This window comes from Plantibacter flavus (assembly GCF_900177615.1).
In the GTDB taxonomy this organism is placed as follows: domain Bacteria; phylum Actinomycetota; class Actinomycetes; order Actinomycetales; family Microbacteriaceae; genus Plantibacter; species Plantibacter flavus.
The window spans coordinates 200,012-214,995 of sequence record NZ_FXAP01000004.1 but is presented as its reverse complement, the minus strand read 5'-3'; the positions used below and the strand labels follow the sequence as shown (position 1 = coordinate 214,995).

At 68.4% G+C, this 14,984-nt stretch carries 12 protein-coding genes and 1 tRNA gene; 7 read left to right on the top strand and 6 right to left on the bottom strand.

The window, feature by feature from the left end; translation table 11 throughout:
* Positions 1 to 62 precede the first annotated feature (62 nt).
* From B9Y95_RS13595 to B9Y95_RS13585, 3 genes are all read left to right on the top strand, one after another.
* Positions 63 to 608 (top strand): hypothetical protein, encoded by a 546-nt coding sequence (locus B9Y95_RS13595; RefSeq protein WP_085512445.1) that lies wholly within the window; start codon positions 63 to 65, stop codon positions 606 to 608.
* A gap of 308 nt (positions 609 to 916) precedes the next feature.
* The gene (locus tag B9Y95_RS13590; protein ID WP_143736480.1) at positions 917 to 1,456 is read left to right on the top strand and encodes a hypothetical protein; all 540 of its coding nucleotides are present in this window, start codon (positions 917 to 919) and stop codon (positions 1,454 to 1,456) included.
* A gap of 123 nt (positions 1,457 to 1,579) precedes the next feature.
* Positions 1,580 to 1,653, top strand: a tRNA-Pro gene (locus B9Y95_RS13585).
* Positions 1,654 to 2,212: 559 nt separating this feature from the next.
* Here B9Y95_RS13585 and B9Y95_RS13580 read toward each other — a convergent pair.
* The 3 genes from B9Y95_RS13580 to B9Y95_RS13570 form a co-directional block, all read right to left on the bottom strand.
* Positions 2,213 to 3,187 carry a metallophosphoesterase gene (locus B9Y95_RS13580; protein ID WP_231884382.1) on the bottom strand — a complete coding sequence of 325 codons (975 nt, stop codon included), beginning with the start codon at positions 3,185 to 3,187 and terminating at the stop codon, positions 2,213 to 2,215.
* A 149-nt stretch (positions 3,188 to 3,336) separates the two neighbouring features.
* Positions 3,337 to 5,889: a transglycosylase domain-containing protein gene (locus B9Y95_RS13575; protein WP_123539738.1), complete on the bottom strand. Its 2,553-nt coding sequence runs from the start codon at positions 5,887 to 5,889 to the stop codon at positions 3,337 to 3,339.
* 121 nt (positions 5,890 to 6,010) lie between these two features.
* On the bottom strand, positions 6,011 to 8,362 hold the full coding sequence (locus tag B9Y95_RS13570; RefSeq protein ID WP_085512437.1) for a transglycosylase domain-containing protein: 2,352 nt from the start codon (positions 8,360 to 8,362) through the stop codon (positions 6,011 to 6,013).
* Between the two features lie 108 nt (positions 8,363 to 8,470).
* Here B9Y95_RS13570 and B9Y95_RS20880 point away from each other — a divergent pair, with 108 nt between their 5' ends.
* On the top strand, positions 8,471 to 8,626 hold the full coding sequence (locus B9Y95_RS20880) for a Sp36 family protein (RefSeq protein WP_162852301.1): 156 nt from the start codon (positions 8,471 to 8,473) through the stop codon (positions 8,624 to 8,626).
* 23 nt (positions 8,627 to 8,649) lie between these two features.
* Entirely contained in the window at positions 8,650 to 9,120 is a 471-nt protein-coding gene (locus B9Y95_RS13565; protein WP_085512435.1) for a RidA family protein, read from the top strand.
* Positions 9,121 to 9,185: 65 nt separating this feature from the next.
* Here the strand turns inward: B9Y95_RS13565 and B9Y95_RS20700 are convergent, their stop codons facing one another.
* Entirely contained in the window at positions 9,186 to 9,716 is a 531-nt protein-coding gene (locus B9Y95_RS20700; RefSeq protein ID WP_159453409.1) for an endonuclease domain-containing protein, read from the bottom strand.
* Positions 9,717 to 10,169: 453 nt separating this feature from the next.
* Positions 10,170 to 12,161 carry an acetate--CoA ligase gene (acs, locus tag B9Y95_RS13555; RefSeq protein ID WP_085512429.1) on the bottom strand — a complete coding sequence of 664 codons (1,992 nt, stop codon included), beginning with the start codon at positions 12,159 to 12,161 and terminating at the stop codon, positions 10,170 to 10,172.
* Between the two features lie 411 nt (positions 12,162 to 12,572).
* Here acs and B9Y95_RS13550 point away from each other — a divergent pair, with 411 nt between their 5' ends.
* Both B9Y95_RS13550 and B9Y95_RS13545 read left to right on the top strand, forming a co-directional pair.
* Positions 12,573 to 13,217 carry a SatD family protein gene (locus tag B9Y95_RS13550; RefSeq protein ID WP_085512427.1) on the top strand — a complete coding sequence of 215 codons (645 nt, stop codon included), beginning with the start codon at positions 12,573 to 12,575 and terminating at the stop codon, positions 13,215 to 13,217.
* Positions 13,214 to 14,011: a hypothetical protein gene (locus tag B9Y95_RS13545; protein ID WP_085512425.1), complete on the top strand. Its 798-nt coding sequence runs from the start codon at positions 13,214 to 13,216 to the stop codon at positions 14,009 to 14,011. The genes B9Y95_RS13550 and B9Y95_RS13545 overlap by 4 nt, the downstream gene beginning before the upstream one ends.
* Before the next feature lie 43 nt (positions 14,012 to 14,054).
* Here B9Y95_RS13545 and B9Y95_RS13540 read toward each other — a convergent pair whose 3' ends face one another.
* The gene (locus B9Y95_RS13540) at positions 14,055 to 14,978 is read right to left on the bottom strand and encodes a ribokinase (protein ID WP_085512423.1); all 924 of its coding nucleotides are present in this window, start codon (positions 14,976 to 14,978) and stop codon (positions 14,055 to 14,057) included.
* Positions 14,979 to 14,984: the final 6 nt, after the last annotated feature.

Below are 14,984 nucleotides of genomic sequence, written 5' to 3'. Positions count from 1 at the left end.
GCGGACGCCCACCCGAAATCGGCGGACGCAGGGGGTATTCGACGTTCCTTGGGGATATCAACATGAAGCGCACCCTTGCCCTAGCATCGCTCTGCCTCCTGGCAGTCTTCGCGGCCCCGACCGCCGCGAGTGCAGCGACCGACTCGTCCACCTACGGCCCTGCCGGCTGTGCGACCCTCACACCGGTGTCGGTGACCCAGGGGGAGTCGACCGTCTTCCGCTGCGACGGCACCTTCGACCCCGGCACTCCGGTGACGGTCACCGTCGCCGGACCCGGCTGCAGCATTCCCGCTGCGAAGCCGAACACCGCCGGCGCGACCGAGCAGGCCGCCGAGCAGAGCGCCGTGCCGACGTCCGGCACGTTCAGCGCCGACGCCGCCCGGGCGTTCGCGGTGACGATCGAGACCAGCAAGACCGCCTCCGGCACCTGCATGGTGACCGCAGCCCAGGGCGCGACCACCGAGAGCGCCTCCTTCCAGGTCTCGGAGCGCGAGTTCGCCTCGACCGGCTTCGACGGTGGAGCCCTGCCGTGGATCGGTGGAGGACTCCTCGTCGTCGGTGCCGGCGTCATCGGCGCGATGGCGATCCGTCGCCGAAAGACGGCCTGATCCGTCGGTCGGAGTCCGTGGTCCGAGCGGTCCTCCGCTCGGACCACGGCCTGACGGAAGGGCCCCTCGCCCTCCTGGGCTTCGGCTTGGCGGCGTCTTCGCCCGGCTTGGCGTCAGACGGACAGGGCGTACCCCCAAAGGTGGTCACATCCGCGGAATTCCGCGGTTTTCCAGCCCTGGCGAGATGACGGCTGCCCTAGCATGATGACGGCCATGGAGGCCACGAGTGAACAGCGCTCGGCTCCAGGCCCTGTCCGCATGTCGCATCACGCAGCGCATGCGCCATCCGCACACCTAGGGGCCCGCACATGAAACGAACTCTCTCCGCCGCCGCACTCGTCCTCCTCGCCGTCGTCGCGCTGCCCACCGCAGCCAACGCGCTAGAGGGCGACAGCTACGGTCCTGGCAGCTGCAACTCGATCACGCCGGCGAGCGTCGCGCGCGGCGCGGCGGTCTCGTACTCGTGTTCGGACTTCTGGGTCGCGAACCAGACGGTGTCGATCACCATCGACTCCTCCGCGGCCGGTGTCTCCGCTCGCACGCTGTCGACCGTCGCCGACGCGGCAGGCGACATCCAGGTCTCCATCGACACGGCTGCGGACCCCGCAGGCACCTACACGCTGACCGCGACCCAGGGCACCGTGACCGACTCGTCCGACTTCACCGTCCTGGACCCGGCGGACGCCGCTGCGGCCGCCGCATCGGCCTCCGACCCGTCTGCCGGGGGCAACGCGCTCGCCGACACCGGATTCGCCGGAACCGCCCTCCCGTGGGTCGCCGGCGGGCTCCTCGCCGTCGGTGCTGCCGCGCTCGGCACCGTGGTCGTGCGTCGCCGCCAGCAGGCGTGAGAAGACGGATCGGCCGGGCGGCGATGGCGGCGTCCGGCTGATCCGGTCCGGGATCCACCGATTCCACGAAGTGGCGAACAGCCGCTGAAAAATCGGCTATCCTAGACAAGGCCTTCGGGCCATCGGGGTGTGGCGCAGTTTGGTAGCGCGCTTCGTTCGGGACGAAGAGGTCGTGGGTTCAAATCCCGCTACCCCGACAGTACAAGCCCGGTCAGACGAGAAATCGTCTGGCCGGGCTTCTCTGTTTCTCCGGGGCCCCCGGTCCCTGAGCCTGTCGAAGGGCAGCACCCACCGGCGATCCCGGTCCCTGAGCCTGTTGAAGGGCAGCACCCACCGGCGATCCCGGTCCCTGAGCCTGTTGAAGGCAGCACCCACCGGCGATCCCGGTCCCTGAGCCTGTCGAAGGGCAGCACCCACCGGGGTCCCGGTCCCTGAGCCTGTCGAAGGGCAGCACTTCGACAAGCTCAGTGACCGGCGGAGGGCGCTCAGGCCGGCGATCCCGGTCCCTGAGCCTGTCGAAGGGCAGCACTTCGACAAGCTCAGTGACCGGCGGAGGGCGCTCAGTGACCGGGGGAGGGTGCTCGGGCCGGGGGTCCCGGTCCCTGAGCCTGTCGAAGGGCAGCACCCACCGGGGTCCCGGTCCCTGAGCCTGTCGAAGGGCAGCACCCACCGGGGTCCCGGTCCCCGAGCCTGTCGAAGGGCAGGCACCCACCGGGGTCCCGGTCCCTGAGCCTGTCGAAGGGCAGTCGGGCCCGGTCAGACCACCGTGCGACGGGGGAGGAGCGTCACGAGCGATGCTTCCGGCCGGCAGGCGAAGCGCACGGGCGCGTAGATGGACGTCCCGACACCGGCCGACACGTTCAGGTACGCCGAGCGGAGGGCATGGCGCCAGACACTGAGCCCCTTCACCTGCTTGCGAGGGATGTCGCAGTTCGTCACGAGTGCCCCGTAGCCGGGCACGCAGACCTGACCACCGTGGGTGTGCCCCGCGAAGATGAACTGCGCACCCTGCGTCACGAACGCGTCGAGCACCCGCCGATACGGAGCGTGCATCACGCCCACCGTCACGGTGTGCGCCAGCGACGGATCGTCGGTCTCCAACGTCTCGGCGTCCAGTCGTTCGTCGATGAGTGCCGTGAGCGTGTCCAGGCGGTCGAAGTGCTTGTGCGGGTCGTCGACGCCGAACAGGTCGAGGCGTGTTCCACCGACCGAGATCTCACCGACCGCGTTGTTGAGGTCGATCCAGCCGAGTTCGTCCATGAAGAACCGCTCGAGCGCACCCGTGTCGAGCGTCGTCGGGGAGACGTGCTTCGAGGAGGTCTGCGTGAAGTACTTGAACGGGTTCTTCGCGGTCGGGCCGTAGTAGTCGTTCGAGCCGTGCACGAACGCCCCGGGAACTCCCGCGAACACCGAGAGCGCAGCCCGGATCCCGTCGATGCCCTGCTCATGCCCCAGGTTGTCGCCCGTGTTGATCACGACGTCCGGCCGGAGATCGGCCAGTGACCGCAGCCAGGCCTGCTTGCGACGCTGCCAGGGCGCCATGTGGAGGTCGGAGAGGTGCAGGACGGTGATCGGCTCGGCGTCGGGCGGGAGGACCGGAGCGGTCACCCTGCGCAGCGTGAAGGCGTTGCGCTCGATCACCGACGCGTACCCGAAGGTGAGGGCCCCGAGGCCTGCCACGACGGCCGCTGCCGTTCCGAGTCTGCCGCCGGTGCTCATGGGTGCCGCCATCGATCGTCTCCTCCTTCGGTCGCCGAGTGGTTCCGACCGTCCCACGAGCGTACCCGCTGGCCCCTCCGAAGACGCCCGGAGCGCGTCCGAGGGTACGACGAAGGGCCCGGTCGACATCCGACCGGGCCCTTCGTCATCGCGTCAGAGCGTCAACACTTGTCCTTCGTGATCGACACCGTGATCTTCGCGTCCTTCTTCGCCTGGGATCCGGCTGGTGGATCCACGCCGGTCACCTTCGTGCCCGTGGCCGCAGGGTCCGCGACGCACTTCTGACCCACGTTCGAGAACCCGGCACCCTGGATGGCCGCCTTCGCATCGTCGAAGCTGGCGGCAGCACTCACATCGGGGACGACGCCGACCAGGCCGTTGCTCGTGTAGACGGTGATGATCGAGCCCTTCGGGACGGTGCCGGCAGGGTTGGTGCTGGCCGCCTGACCCACGGGGAGGGCGGAGTCGGCGGCGCCGCCGTTCGCGAAGCCGAAGCCGGCATCCTCGAGGATCTTCTGTGCCTCCTCGATGGACTTCCCGGCGACGTCCGGCACCTGCACGGACTGGCCGTTGATGAGGGATGGATCCGGGTCGCCGAACGCTGTGCCGCCGTACTTGCCGTTGGCGACCTCCATGATGCGCGGCCAGATCGAGTGACGGAGGACCGCGACCTGCCCGGCATCGAAGTAGGTGCGTCGGAGGTTGACGTGGCCGGTGGCGTTGAAGACCCCGACGACGGTAGCCGCGGAGGTGCTCGCACCGCTCATCCAGGTGGCCTCGTTGTTGTCGGTCGTTCCGGTCTTGCCGATGAGCGGGATGCCGTCACCGATGCGCGATGCGCTCGTCGTACCGCCGTTGAAGGTCGCCTGGAGGGCGACGTTCGCGGTCGCCGCGACGTTGGGCTCGAGGCCCTGGCGGCAGTTCGCCGCCGGAACGGGGATCTCCGTGCCGTCGGGCTTCACCACGCGGTCGATCGCGATCGGGTCGCAGGTCACGCCGCCGGATGCGAAGGTCGCGAAGGCCGTCGCCATGCTGAGCGGAGCCACCTCGTTCGTGCCGAGCACGGTGGCAGGGGACTGCAGGAGCGGCCCGCCGTCGGCGCGGTGCACGCCCATCGACTCGGCCGTCTTGCGGATGCCGCAGAGGTCGAGCTGCTTGGACATGGCGATGAAGCCGGTGTTGATGGAGGCCTTCGTGGACTGCAGCGCCGTGTAGTAGCCGCCGTTGCCGCCCTCGTCGTTACCGGGGTTCCAATCGGAGCCGGCGTAGACCGTGCCGCCGTCGGCGCAGGAGTCCTTGAACGTACCCCACGGCGATCGCTTGCGTCCGTCGACGCCCTCGTTCAGGCCGTGGCCCTCTTTGAGCCACTCTGCCAGGGTGAAGGTCTTGTACGTGGAGCCGGGCTGGAAGCCGCTCGATCCGCCGTAGTCGTAGTCGGTGTTGTAGTTGACGCCGCTGAAGTTCGCTCCGGTCGCCGCGATCTCCGGATCGTTCGTGTAGTCCTTGTTCTGCGCCATCGCGAGGATCCGCCCGGTCTTCGGCTGGACCGTGACGGCGACCGCGCCGATGTCGAGCTGGTCGCTCGCGTGCGGGATGTACGCGTCGAGCGCGCTCTGTGCGGCCCACTGGAGGTCGAGGTCGAGCGTGGTGAACACGCTGTAGCCGCCGCGGTTGAACGCTGCCCACCGCTCGTCCTCGGTCTCGCCGAAGATCGGGTTGTTCTGGAACACGCGGGTGACGTAGTCGCAGAAGAATCCGGAGCCGGGGCTGATGTTCACGGCCGTCTGGCAGCCGGTGCTCGCCGGCGTGATCGTGGGCGTGATCACGGTGGCGATCGCCACGTCGAACTGCTCCTGCGTGATCTTGCCCTCCTTGATCATCTGCTTGAGGACGTAATCGCGGCGGTCCTTCGTGAGGGCGTAGCCGTTGGCCGCGCCGTTGGTCTCGCTCTCGGGGCGGTCGAGGCGCAGCGTCTCCGGGTTGTTCACGATCGCCATCAGCGTCGCTGCCTGCTCCAGGTTGAGGTTCGCCGCGTTCGTGGCGAAGTAGTAGTTCGCTGCGGCTTCGATGCCGTAGGTACGACCACCGAAGCCGGCGATGTTCAGATACCCCCGCAGGATGTCCTGCTTGCCATAGCGCTTCTCGAGGCCGATCGCCATACGCATCTCCTTGAGCTTGCGCTCCGGAGTGGTCTTGGTGGCCTCGTCGTACGCGGCCTCCATCTTCTCCTTGTCGGTGATCGCCTCGGCCTTCTGCACGAGCACGTTCTTCACGTACTGCTGCGTGATCGACGAACCACCCTGGAGGTCGTTGCCGGACAGGCTGATCGCGGCCGCACGGATCGTACCCGTGAGGTCGACGCCGCCGTGCTCGTAGAAACGCGGATCCTCGGCCGAGACGGCCGCGTCCTTCACGAACTGGTTGATCTGGTCCCAGCCGACCTCGATGCGGTTCTGCGTGTAGAACGACGCGAGCAGCTGCGGCGTACCGGCACTGTCGGTCGCGTAGATGTTGGACTTCTGCGCCAGCTCGTCGAGGGCCAGGTAGTCGGGCAGACCATCGAACACGTTGATCGTGCTGTTGGTCGCGATCCCCGTTACGGCGAGCGCCGGGGTGACCGTGGCGGTGACGAGGACGCCCGCGGCGACACTCAGGCCGAGGAAGCCGAGGAAGCCGCCGAGCACACCGGTGGCCGTGCGATGTTGTTGAGGCATGGATCGATGCTAAGCGACAATCCTGAAAAAGGCCCGCTCAGCACCGCGTTGAAACCCGATCGTTGCCGCCGGGCGAGCTGATGCGGCTACCGCTCGGCACGCGACCGGCAGCTGCATCGGATCATCCGGGCGAGCCGTTCCCGTTCCCGTTCCCGGCTCCGCCGCCGTTCCCCGGGACGTTCCCCGGGGCTGCGGGCCCGCCGTCCTCTCCGGTCCCATCGGTGTCCCCGCTGTCGCCCGGTGCCGGTGTCGGCGCTTCGCTCGGGGCCTGCGTCGGGTCGGTGGTGGGTGTCGGCGCAGGCGTCGAGTCTTCCTCGCTGGTCCCCGAGCCGTCGCCCTGCAAGGTCGCCCGGTCGGCCGCGGGGAAGTCGCCGCCCGGGTACTTGGCGAGCGCGGCCGACATGATCTGGGGCCAGATGTAGTGCCGCATGGACGCGACCTGGGTGCCGTCGATGTAGGTGTCGCGGAGGTTGACGTGTCCGCTGACGTTGAAGGTGCCGACGACCGTCGCGACCGTCGTGCTCGCACCGCTCATCCAGGTCGCCTCGGCGTTGTCCGTGGTCCCGGTCTTGCCGATCAGCTCACCGACGCCGTCGGTGCGGGCGCCTGAGGCGGACGCGGTGCCGCTCGACACGACACCCTGGAGGACGTCGTCGGCTGCGGCCGCCACCTTCGCGTCGACCGACTGGCGGCAATTGGCGGAGGGGACCTCGGCGGTGGAACCGTCGGGCTTCGTGATCGAGTCGATCGCGATCGGGTCGCACGTCTTGCCACCGGCGGCGAGCGTCGCGAAGGCGGTCGCCATGCTCAGCGGAGCGACCTCGTTCGTGCCGAGCACGGTGGCGGGGGAGTTGTTCAGTGGAGCGCCGTCGGCACGGTGCACGCCCATCGACTCAGCGGTCTTGCTGATGTCGCAGAGGTCCAGCTCCTGCGCCATCGCGATGAACGCGGTGTTGATCGACTGCTGCGTCGCGCGTCTCACGGTGTAGGACCCCGATTCGCCCTCGTCGTTCCGCGGACTCCACCCGGCCTCCGCCTGCTCCGTCCCACCCGGGACGCAACTGTTGGTGAAGGTGCCCCAGTCGGATCTCCGGTTGGCGTTGATCGACTCGTTCACGCCCTTGCCCGACTTCAGCCAGTCCGTCAGGGTGAAGATCTTGTACGTCGACCCGGGTTGGAAGCCAGCAGAGCCGCCGTACGCCTGATCGGTGTTGTAGTTGATCGCGCTGTAGTTCGAGCCCGTCGCGAGCACGTCGGGATCCTGCGAGTAGTCCTTGTTCTGGGCCATGGCGAGGATCCGCCCGCTGCCTGGCTGCACGCTCACCGAGACGGCACCGAGGTCGAGTTCAGTGGTCGTCTTCGGCACGTACTCGTCGATCGCGGCCTGCGATGCGTTCTGCAGATCGAGGTCGAGGGTCGTGAAGACGCTGTAGCCGCCGCGCTTGAAGTTCGTCCACCGTTCGTCCTGAGTGGCGCCGAAGATCTCGTTGTTCTGGAGCACGTTCGTCACGTAGTCACAGAAGTAGGCGGAGGACCCGGCCGCGGAACAGCCGGTGATGGGAGGCACGATCGTCGGGGTGATCGGGATCGCCACCGCGGCATCGTGCTGCTCCTGTGAGATCTTCTGCTCCTTGAGCATCTGGTCGAGGACGTAGTCCCGTCGCGTCTTCGTCAGGGCGTAGCCGTTCGCCGCGCCGTTGTCGGCGCTGTCGGGCTTGTCGATCCTCAGGTTCTCGGGGTTGTTGACGATCGCGAGCAGCGTCGCTGCCTGCTCCAGCGTGAGGTTCGCCGCAGTGGTGTTGAAGTAGTAGTTGGACGCGGCCTCGATCCCGTAGACGCGTCCGCCGAAGCCGGAGATGTTGAGGTACCCGCGGAGGATGTCCTCCTTGCCGTAGGTCTTCTCGAGACCGATCGCGAGTCGCATCTCCTTGAGCTTGCGCTCAGGGGTCGTCGCGGTCGCCTCCTCGTAGGCCGCATCGCTCTCCGCCTTGTCGGGGATGGCCTCCGCCTTCTGCACCAGGACGTTCTTCACGTACTGCTGCGTGATGGAGGAGCCACCCTGCGTCGACCCACCGGCGGCGTTGTTGACGACCGCGCGGACAGTGCCCGCGAGATCGATGCCACCGTGCTCGAAGAAGCGGGGGTCCTCGGCCGAGACCGCGGCGTCCTTGGCGAACTGGGAGATCTGGTCCCAGCTGTCCTCGATCCGGTTCTGGTCGTAGAAGGACGCGAGCAGCACCGGGTTGCCGGCGGAGTCCTTGGCGTAGATGCTCGACTTCTGGGCGAGCGAGTCGAGCTGGAGGTAGTCGGGGAGGCCGTCGAAGACGGAGATGCCCGTGGAGGTGGCGAGACCGGTCATCGCGATGGCAGGGGTGACCGCGGCGGTGGCGAGCACACCGGCGGCGACGCTCAAGCCGACGAAGCCGAGGACGCTCTGTGCGACCGTCTTCGCGGGGGTACGTGGTTCAGGCATAGGATCGAAGGTAAGCGGGGAAACTGTGAGCGAGCTTCACTTGGGGCTCGCCATGAACATCCCCTGCGCCTCCGCCTCTCCGTGCGGAGCGCCCGATCGAGGAGAGACATGACCCGCTGGGAGTACCTCACCACGCCGTTGATGATCCACAACACGGCTGCCATCCTGAACAACTGGGGCGGGGAGGGTTGGGAGCTCGTCCAGGTCGTCACCGGTCCGGAGGGTGGGCTCGTCGCCTACCTCAAGCGCCCCATCGCCGACTGACCCGACGTCCCGGAGGAACCCCCATGTCCCAGATCGCCGACCGACTCGCCGAGCTCGGTATCACCCTGCCCACCGTCGTCCCGCCCGTCGCCGCCTACATCCCCGCGGTGGTCTCCGGCGAGCACGTCTTCACCTCGGGCCAGCTGCCCATGACCGACGGCAAGCTCCCCGCCACCGGCAAGGTCGGTGAGGGCGACGGACTCGTCTCGCCCGCCGACGCGAAGGCGTACGCCCGGACGTGCGCCCTCAATGCGCTGGCCGCGGTGGAGAGCCAGATCGGTTCGCTCGACCGCGTCACCCGCGTCGTGAAGGTCGTCGGTTTCGTCGCCTCCGACCCGGCGTTCACCGGCCAGCCCGGCGTCATCAACGGTGCGTCAGAGGTCCTCGGCGAGATCTTCGGCGACCTCGGCGTGCACGCCCGGTCCGCCGTCGGCGTCGCCGTGCTCCCGCTCGACTCGCCCGTCGAGGTGGAGCTCATCGTCGAGTTCGCGTAGCGCCTCGCCGCGCCACATGCACGAGAGCCGGACGGAACGACTGATTCCGTCCGGCTCTCGTGCATTCAGCGATGCCGCCCTTGAGCGACGGCAGCCACCACGGATTGCTCCACCCGCTCCCACTCATGCATCACCTGCTGATAGCTGAAACGCAGCACGGTGTAGCCGAGCAACACCAATCGCCGATCCTGGCGCAGGTCCCGACTCCGCTGCTGCGGTTGCTGGTGCGGGGTATGCCCATCGAACTGCAGAACGAGGCGACGGCCGATGAGACCGTCGACGCGGTGGCCGTCGACGACGGCCTGTTGCTCCATGCGCAATCCGATCCGCTCGAGTCGGATTCTGGGGATCGTCTCGATGCCCGAGTCCGCCAAGCCAGTGCATTCCGCGACGACGGCGCGGAAGCGCGTCGAACGAGTCTCCAACCGCACGAGGTGGTCACGGTCGATGAGTCCCATGCGAATCGCGGACTCGGCCGTCGTCAGCGCGGATTCGAATGGTTGACAGGTCGCCAAGTGGATGAGGGTCGTCTCGACGGGCTCGACCAGTCGACGGCTACTCGCGCCTGGCGGCGTGCGCATCCAGTGGAGCTTCACCTCGGGAGGTGAGGGTTCCGATGAACTCGCCCTGACGCTCACGTGGACGAGCCCGTCGTCGATTACCCAGAGTCCCAGCGCGCGAGCCGCGCTGAGGCACGTCAGCTTCCCTCCCCGCGCTGCCGCCGTGGTCAGAGCGGTCGGCGCGGTGGCCGTCGCGAGCCATCGGCGACGAATGAGTCGGAGGGTGCCGGCTCTGAGAGCGGAGTCGATCTGCGTTCGTGTCGCGCCGAGCTCGATCGCCTCCCGGCGTTCAGCGATGCCGTCGTGTCGATCCAGCCATCCGATGAGGTCCATGCCGGCAGCTTGATGCAGGCGGGGTGTGACCGCCGGTGGGAGCGGACCGGATGTGGATGGCCAGGTCGTGATGCGTGCCTGGGAGGCGGTCGCCACATGCACGAGAGCCGGATGGAATCAGCGATTCCGTCCGGCTCTCGTGCTTGTAGCGACTCGTTACGTGCTCTTCACCATCTTGTCGGTGATGATCTGCATGACCGTGGTGTCGGCGAGCGTCGTGGTGTCGCCCACCTCGCGGCCCTCGGCCACGTCGCGGAGGAGACGACGCATGATCTTCCCCGAACGCGTCTTCGGCAGCTCGTTCACGAGGTAGACCTCGCGTGGGCGGGCGATCGGACCGATCTGTTCGCCGACCCAGCTGCGGAGTGCCCCGGTGATGTCCGCGAGCCCGGACGCCTGCTCGAGGTGGGACTCCTTGATGATGACGAAGGCGACGACCGCCTGCCCGGTGGTCTCGTCGGCCGCACCGACCACGGCGGACTCGGCCACCATCTCGTTGGCGACGAGTGCCGACTCGATCTCTGCGGTCGAGAGTCGGTGCCCGGAGACGTTCATGACGTCGTCGACGCGGCCGAGCAGCCAGACGTCGCGGTCGGAGTCGAGTCGGGCACCGTCGCCGGCGAAGTAGAACGGGCCGCCCTCGACGTCCCAGAACTTCTCCCAGTAGGTCTCCTTGAACCGCTCGGGGTCACCCCAGATGCCGCGGAGCATCGACGGCCACGGTTCGGTCACGACGAGGAGTCCACCGCCGCCGGCACCGACCGCGCCACCGGCGTCGTCGACGACGTCGATGGCGATGCCCGGGATCGGGACCTGCGCGCTGCCGGGCTTGGTCGACGTGACACCGGGGAGGGCCGACACCATGATCGCCCCGGTCTCCGTCTGCCACCAGGTGTCGACGATCGGCGCGACCTTGTTGCCGATGATCTTGCGGTACCACATCCACGCCTCGGGGTTGATGGGCTCACCCACCGAGCCGAGCAGACGGAGCGACGACAGGTCGAACTGCTTCGGGATCTTGCGACCGAGCTTCATGAACGAGCGGATCGCCGTCGGAGCCGTGTAGAAGATGCTGACGCCGTACTTCTCGATGATCTCCCACCAGCGTCCCGGGTGCGGCGCGTCCGGCGTCCCCTCGTAGAGCACCTGCGTCGCGCCGTTCGCGAGGGGTCCGTAGGTGACGTAGCTGTGACCGGTGATCCAGCCGATGTCGGCCGTGCACCAGTACACGTCGGTCTCGGGGTGCAGGTCGAAGACGTTCTTGTGGGTGAACGCCGTCTGCGTCAGGTAGCCACCCGAGGTGTGCAGGATGCCCTTCGGCTTCCCGGTGGTGCCGGAGGTGTACAGGATGAAGAGCGGCTGCTCGGCGGGGAACGGCTGCGCGTCGTGCTCGGGCTCGGCTTCGGCGATGGCCTCGTGCCACCAGAGGTCGCGTCCGGTCGTCCACTCGACCTCGTTCTCGCCGCGACGGACGACGAGCACGTGGTCCACGGTCGTCTGCTCGGGCAGCTCGCCGCGGCTCGCGAGCGCCGCGTCGACGGCGGGTTTGAGCGCGGAGACCTTGCCCTTGCGGTAGCCGCCGTCGGCGGTGATGACGAGCTTGGCCTCGGCGTCGTCGATGCGGGAGCGCAGGCTGTCCGCGCTGAACCCGCCGAAGACGACCGAGTGGACCGCGCCGATGCGGGCGACGGCGAGCATCGAGACGATCGCCTCCGGGATCATCGGCAGGTAGATGGCGACCCGGTCGCCGGCTTCGACGCCGAGGCTGGTGAACAGGTTGGCCGCACGCTTGACCTCTGCCGTGAGCTCGGCGTAGGTGATCGTGCGGGTGTCGCCGGGCTCGCCCTCCCAGTGGAGGGCGACGCGGTCGCCGTTGCCGGCCTCGACATGCCGGTCGAGGCAGTTGTATGCGACGTTCAGCTCGCCGTCGTCGAACCAGGTGGCGAAGGGAGGGTTCGACCAGTCGAGGGTCTTCGTGAACGGCTTGCTCCACGTGAGCAGCTCGCGGGACTGTTCGGCCCAGAAGGCGAGCCGGTCACTCGACGCCCGCTCGTAGAGTTCGGCGCTGGCGATCGCCTGCGCGGCGAACTCCTCCGACGGTGGGAATCGTCGGTCTTCGTGCAGCAGGCTGTCGATCTGAGTGCTCATCGTGTGTGTCTCGCTCCCTTGCGAATCCGCGTTCCTGACTCGAGCTGCCGAGGCGGGTCGAGTCCGTGCCATGCACGAGCGTAGCGCGTTCTCGGTTGCGGGTTTGTCACTCATCCGAACAAATTCGTGGGCCCATTCTGTGAATGATCTGGGCATGGTAGGGAAACCACTCGATCTGGGGTCGTCTGAGTGCTTGTGTTCCCCGTCCACTGGCGTACACTTGGACCCGGCCGAATACACATTCGTGCATGCAGTGCCAGCGATTCCCCCCAATCCGGCACTGTAGAGGCGGCACCCATTCCCCCCAATGGGTGCCGCCTTCTTCTGTCTCCGGTGCCGGCTGCAGGTGGCGGCCGGACAGTATTCGAATATTGCTTATAGTTCTGCCACTATCAGCTCTATGCTTCTGAGATGACCGATCTCCTCCTGGCCGTCGTCGTCGACATCGTCGGTTCCCGCCGTCTCGACGATCGCACCCGCGCTCAACGCACGATCCAGGACGTCTTCCTCCAGGTGGAGGCCACGTGGCCCGCCGAGCAGCCGCTGCGTCCGACGGTCGGCGACGAGTTCCAGGTCGTGTACGCGGACGTCGCGACCGCGCTGCGTGCCACCACCCTCGCGCGACTCCTGTTCCCCGCCGGGGTCGACTGCCGGTTCGGCCTCGGCTGGGGCGAGGTCACGGACATCGATGCCGGGCAGGACGCCATCATCCAGGACGGTTCCGCCTGGTGGCGGGCCCGAGCCGCCATCGACGAGGCGCATCGGCGGGAGGACAAACGTCAGCCGTACCTGCGATCGTGGTTCGAGGGCGAATCGCCCCAGGACGGAGACGCCATCGTGAACGCACTCCTCACCCTGCGCGACCACACGATCGATCAGATGCGGAACCCCCGGCAGCGACAGCTCGCCGCGGGTGCGCTCCTCGGCCGCTCGCAGGAGTCGATGGCCCTCGAGGTCGGTATCTCCCAGTCCGCGGTGTCGCAGAACCTACAACGATCGGGCGGCGCCGCGCTCGTCTCGGCCCTCGACCTGCTCGCCGGAGCGCCGACTCGATGATCACGGCCGTCCTGTTGCTCATGATCGGGGTCGCCGACATCTGTCGTGGACTGATCCGGGGCCCGCGCTGGTCGCCGGCGATCGGGCTGCTGGTCGTCTGGCTGTTCGCCGTGCTGGGCCTCGGGCTCGACTGGTGGTGGCCGACACTGACAGCCATCGTCGCCCTCGGATGGATCGTGGCCATGCCGTCCTCGGACACCTCACGACCACGCGGACTCTGGCCCGTGCTCCTGCTCGGTCTCCTCGTCGTCGCGTCCACGCTCGTGTTCGGGGCGGGCGGGACGGCCGACAGCCCCGCCGCACGGGTCTACGCGGGCTTCGACCTCGGCGTGCTGCAGGAGGTGCCCCTGGCTCTCGCCGTCGCAGCCGGGTCGATCCTTGTCTTCCTCACGCGGAGCAGCAACCTCATCGTGCGGGCGTCGCTGCGCCGCGCGCGTGAGGACGATGAGCCGCAACCGGCCGCGAAGCCCGCCTCCGCCTGGACGGTCAGGATCCGCGGTCGCGAGTGGGGGAGCGTCGAGCAGGGCGCCACGCCGCGGCGTCCGACGACGCAGCTGCTCGGTGGCCGACTCATCGGCCCGCTCGAACGGGTCTTCATCGTCGTCCTCGCGCTGAGCGGCACCGGCATGGTGATCGCCGCCCTCGTCGCGGCCAAGGGCATCGTGCGCTTCCCGGAGATCTCCGAGGATCGCGGTGTCGGTGGGAAAGCGGAGGAGTTCCTCGTCGGCAGCTTCACGAGCTGGGCGATCGCTGCTGCTGCGGTGCTCTACCTCTGGGTGATCGCGGCCGGGTGAGGCCCCGCAGGGTCCCGCGTCGGTTCACGCGGGACCCCGTGTCTCATCGCTGCTCGAGGAACGCCGCGAGCTGCTCCTGATCGGGGTACGACGCCTGGGCGCCGGCCCCGGTCGCCGCGTAGCTGCCGACGGTCGAGGCGAATCGAGCCGCGTCGACGAGTTCGTCGCCGGCAGCGAGTCGCAGCGCGAGGGCACCCATGAACGCGTCGCCGCAGCCGGTGGTGTCGACGGCGTCCACCGTCGGTGACGGAACCGACGTCGGGTCGGCCTCGCCGTCGATCACGACACTGCCGGCGGCCCCGGTCGTGACGACGGCTCGGCGGATGCCGTGGCTGCGCAGCGCCGTGGCGGTCGCCTCCCACCCGGCCTCCTCCGGGTCGACCCTTGCGAGGTCGGCCGCCTCGTGCTCGTTCACGAGGAGGACGCCGGTCGCCTGCAGGAGTTCCTCCGGCACCGGCCCGTAGGGGGAGAGGTTGAGGAGCACGAGCGCCCCGGCCGCAGCGCCCCGCCGGGCCGTCTCGAGCACGGTGTCGATGGGCACCTCGAGGCACAGGCAGACGACGCCGGCACCGTCGAGCGCTGTCCACGCCTCGCCGATCCGATCCGGCGTGAGGGTGCCGTTCGCCCCGGGCGACACGATGATCGTGTTCTCCCCGGCGTCGTCGACGGTGATGACAGCGGTGCCCGTCGCGACGTCGTCACGTCGGGCGATCCGGGTGACGTCGACACCGGAGCTCGAGAGCGACTCGCGCAGGAGGGACCCGTGCGCGTCGTCGCCGACCGCGCCGACCATGGTGACGTCGCCGCCGAGTCTGCCCGCGGCGACCGCCTGGTTGGCGCCCTTGCCGCCCGGGATGACGGCGAGTTCGGATCCCGTGAGCGTCTCCCCGGGCTGCGGGAAGCGTGCTGTGCGGACGACGAGGTCCGCGTTCAAGGACCCGACGACGACGATGCGTGGACTCTGCATGGTGAC

Bases quoted from the DNA above. Each gene is read 5' to 3' on its own strand.
- B9Y95_RS13580 (WP_231884382.1), bottom strand. From the start codon at position 3,187: ATGGCGGCACCCATGAGCACCGGCGGCAGACTCGGAACGGCAGCGGCC.
- B9Y95_RS13570 (WP_085512437.1), bottom strand. From the start codon at position 8,362: ATGCCTGAACCACGTACCCCCGCGAAGACGGTCGCACAGAGCGTCCTC.
- B9Y95_RS13575 (WP_123539738.1), bottom strand. From the start codon at position 5,889: ATGCCTCAACAACATCGCACGGCCACCGGTGTGCTCGGCGGCTTCCTC.
- acs (WP_085512429.1), bottom strand. From the start codon at position 12,161: ATGAGCACTCAGATCGACAGCCTGCTGCACGAAGACCGACGATTCCCA.
- B9Y95_RS13565 (WP_085512435.1), top strand. From the start codon at position 8,650: ATGTCCCAGATCGCCGACCGACTCGCCGAGCTCGGTATCACCCTGCCC.
- B9Y95_RS13595 (WP_085512445.1), top strand. From the start codon at position 63: ATGAAGCGCACCCTTGCCCTAGCATCGCTCTGCCTCCTGGCAGTCTTC.
- B9Y95_RS20880 (WP_162852301.1), top strand. From the start codon at position 8,471: ATGACCCGCTGGGAGTACCTCACCACGCCGTTGATGATCCACAACACG.
- B9Y95_RS13545 (WP_085512425.1), top strand. From the start codon at position 13,214: ATGATCACGGCCGTCCTGTTGCTCATGATCGGGGTCGCCGACATCTGT.
- B9Y95_RS13540 (WP_085512423.1), bottom strand. From the start codon at position 14,978: ATGCAGAGTCCACGCATCGTCGTCGTCGGGTCCTTGAACGCGGACCTC.
- B9Y95_RS13590 (WP_143736480.1), top strand. From the start codon at position 917: ATGAAACGAACTCTCTCCGCCGCCGCACTCGTCCTCCTCGCCGTCGTC.
- B9Y95_RS13550 (WP_085512427.1), top strand. From the start codon at position 12,573: ATGACCGATCTCCTCCTGGCCGTCGTCGTCGACATCGTCGGTTCCCGC.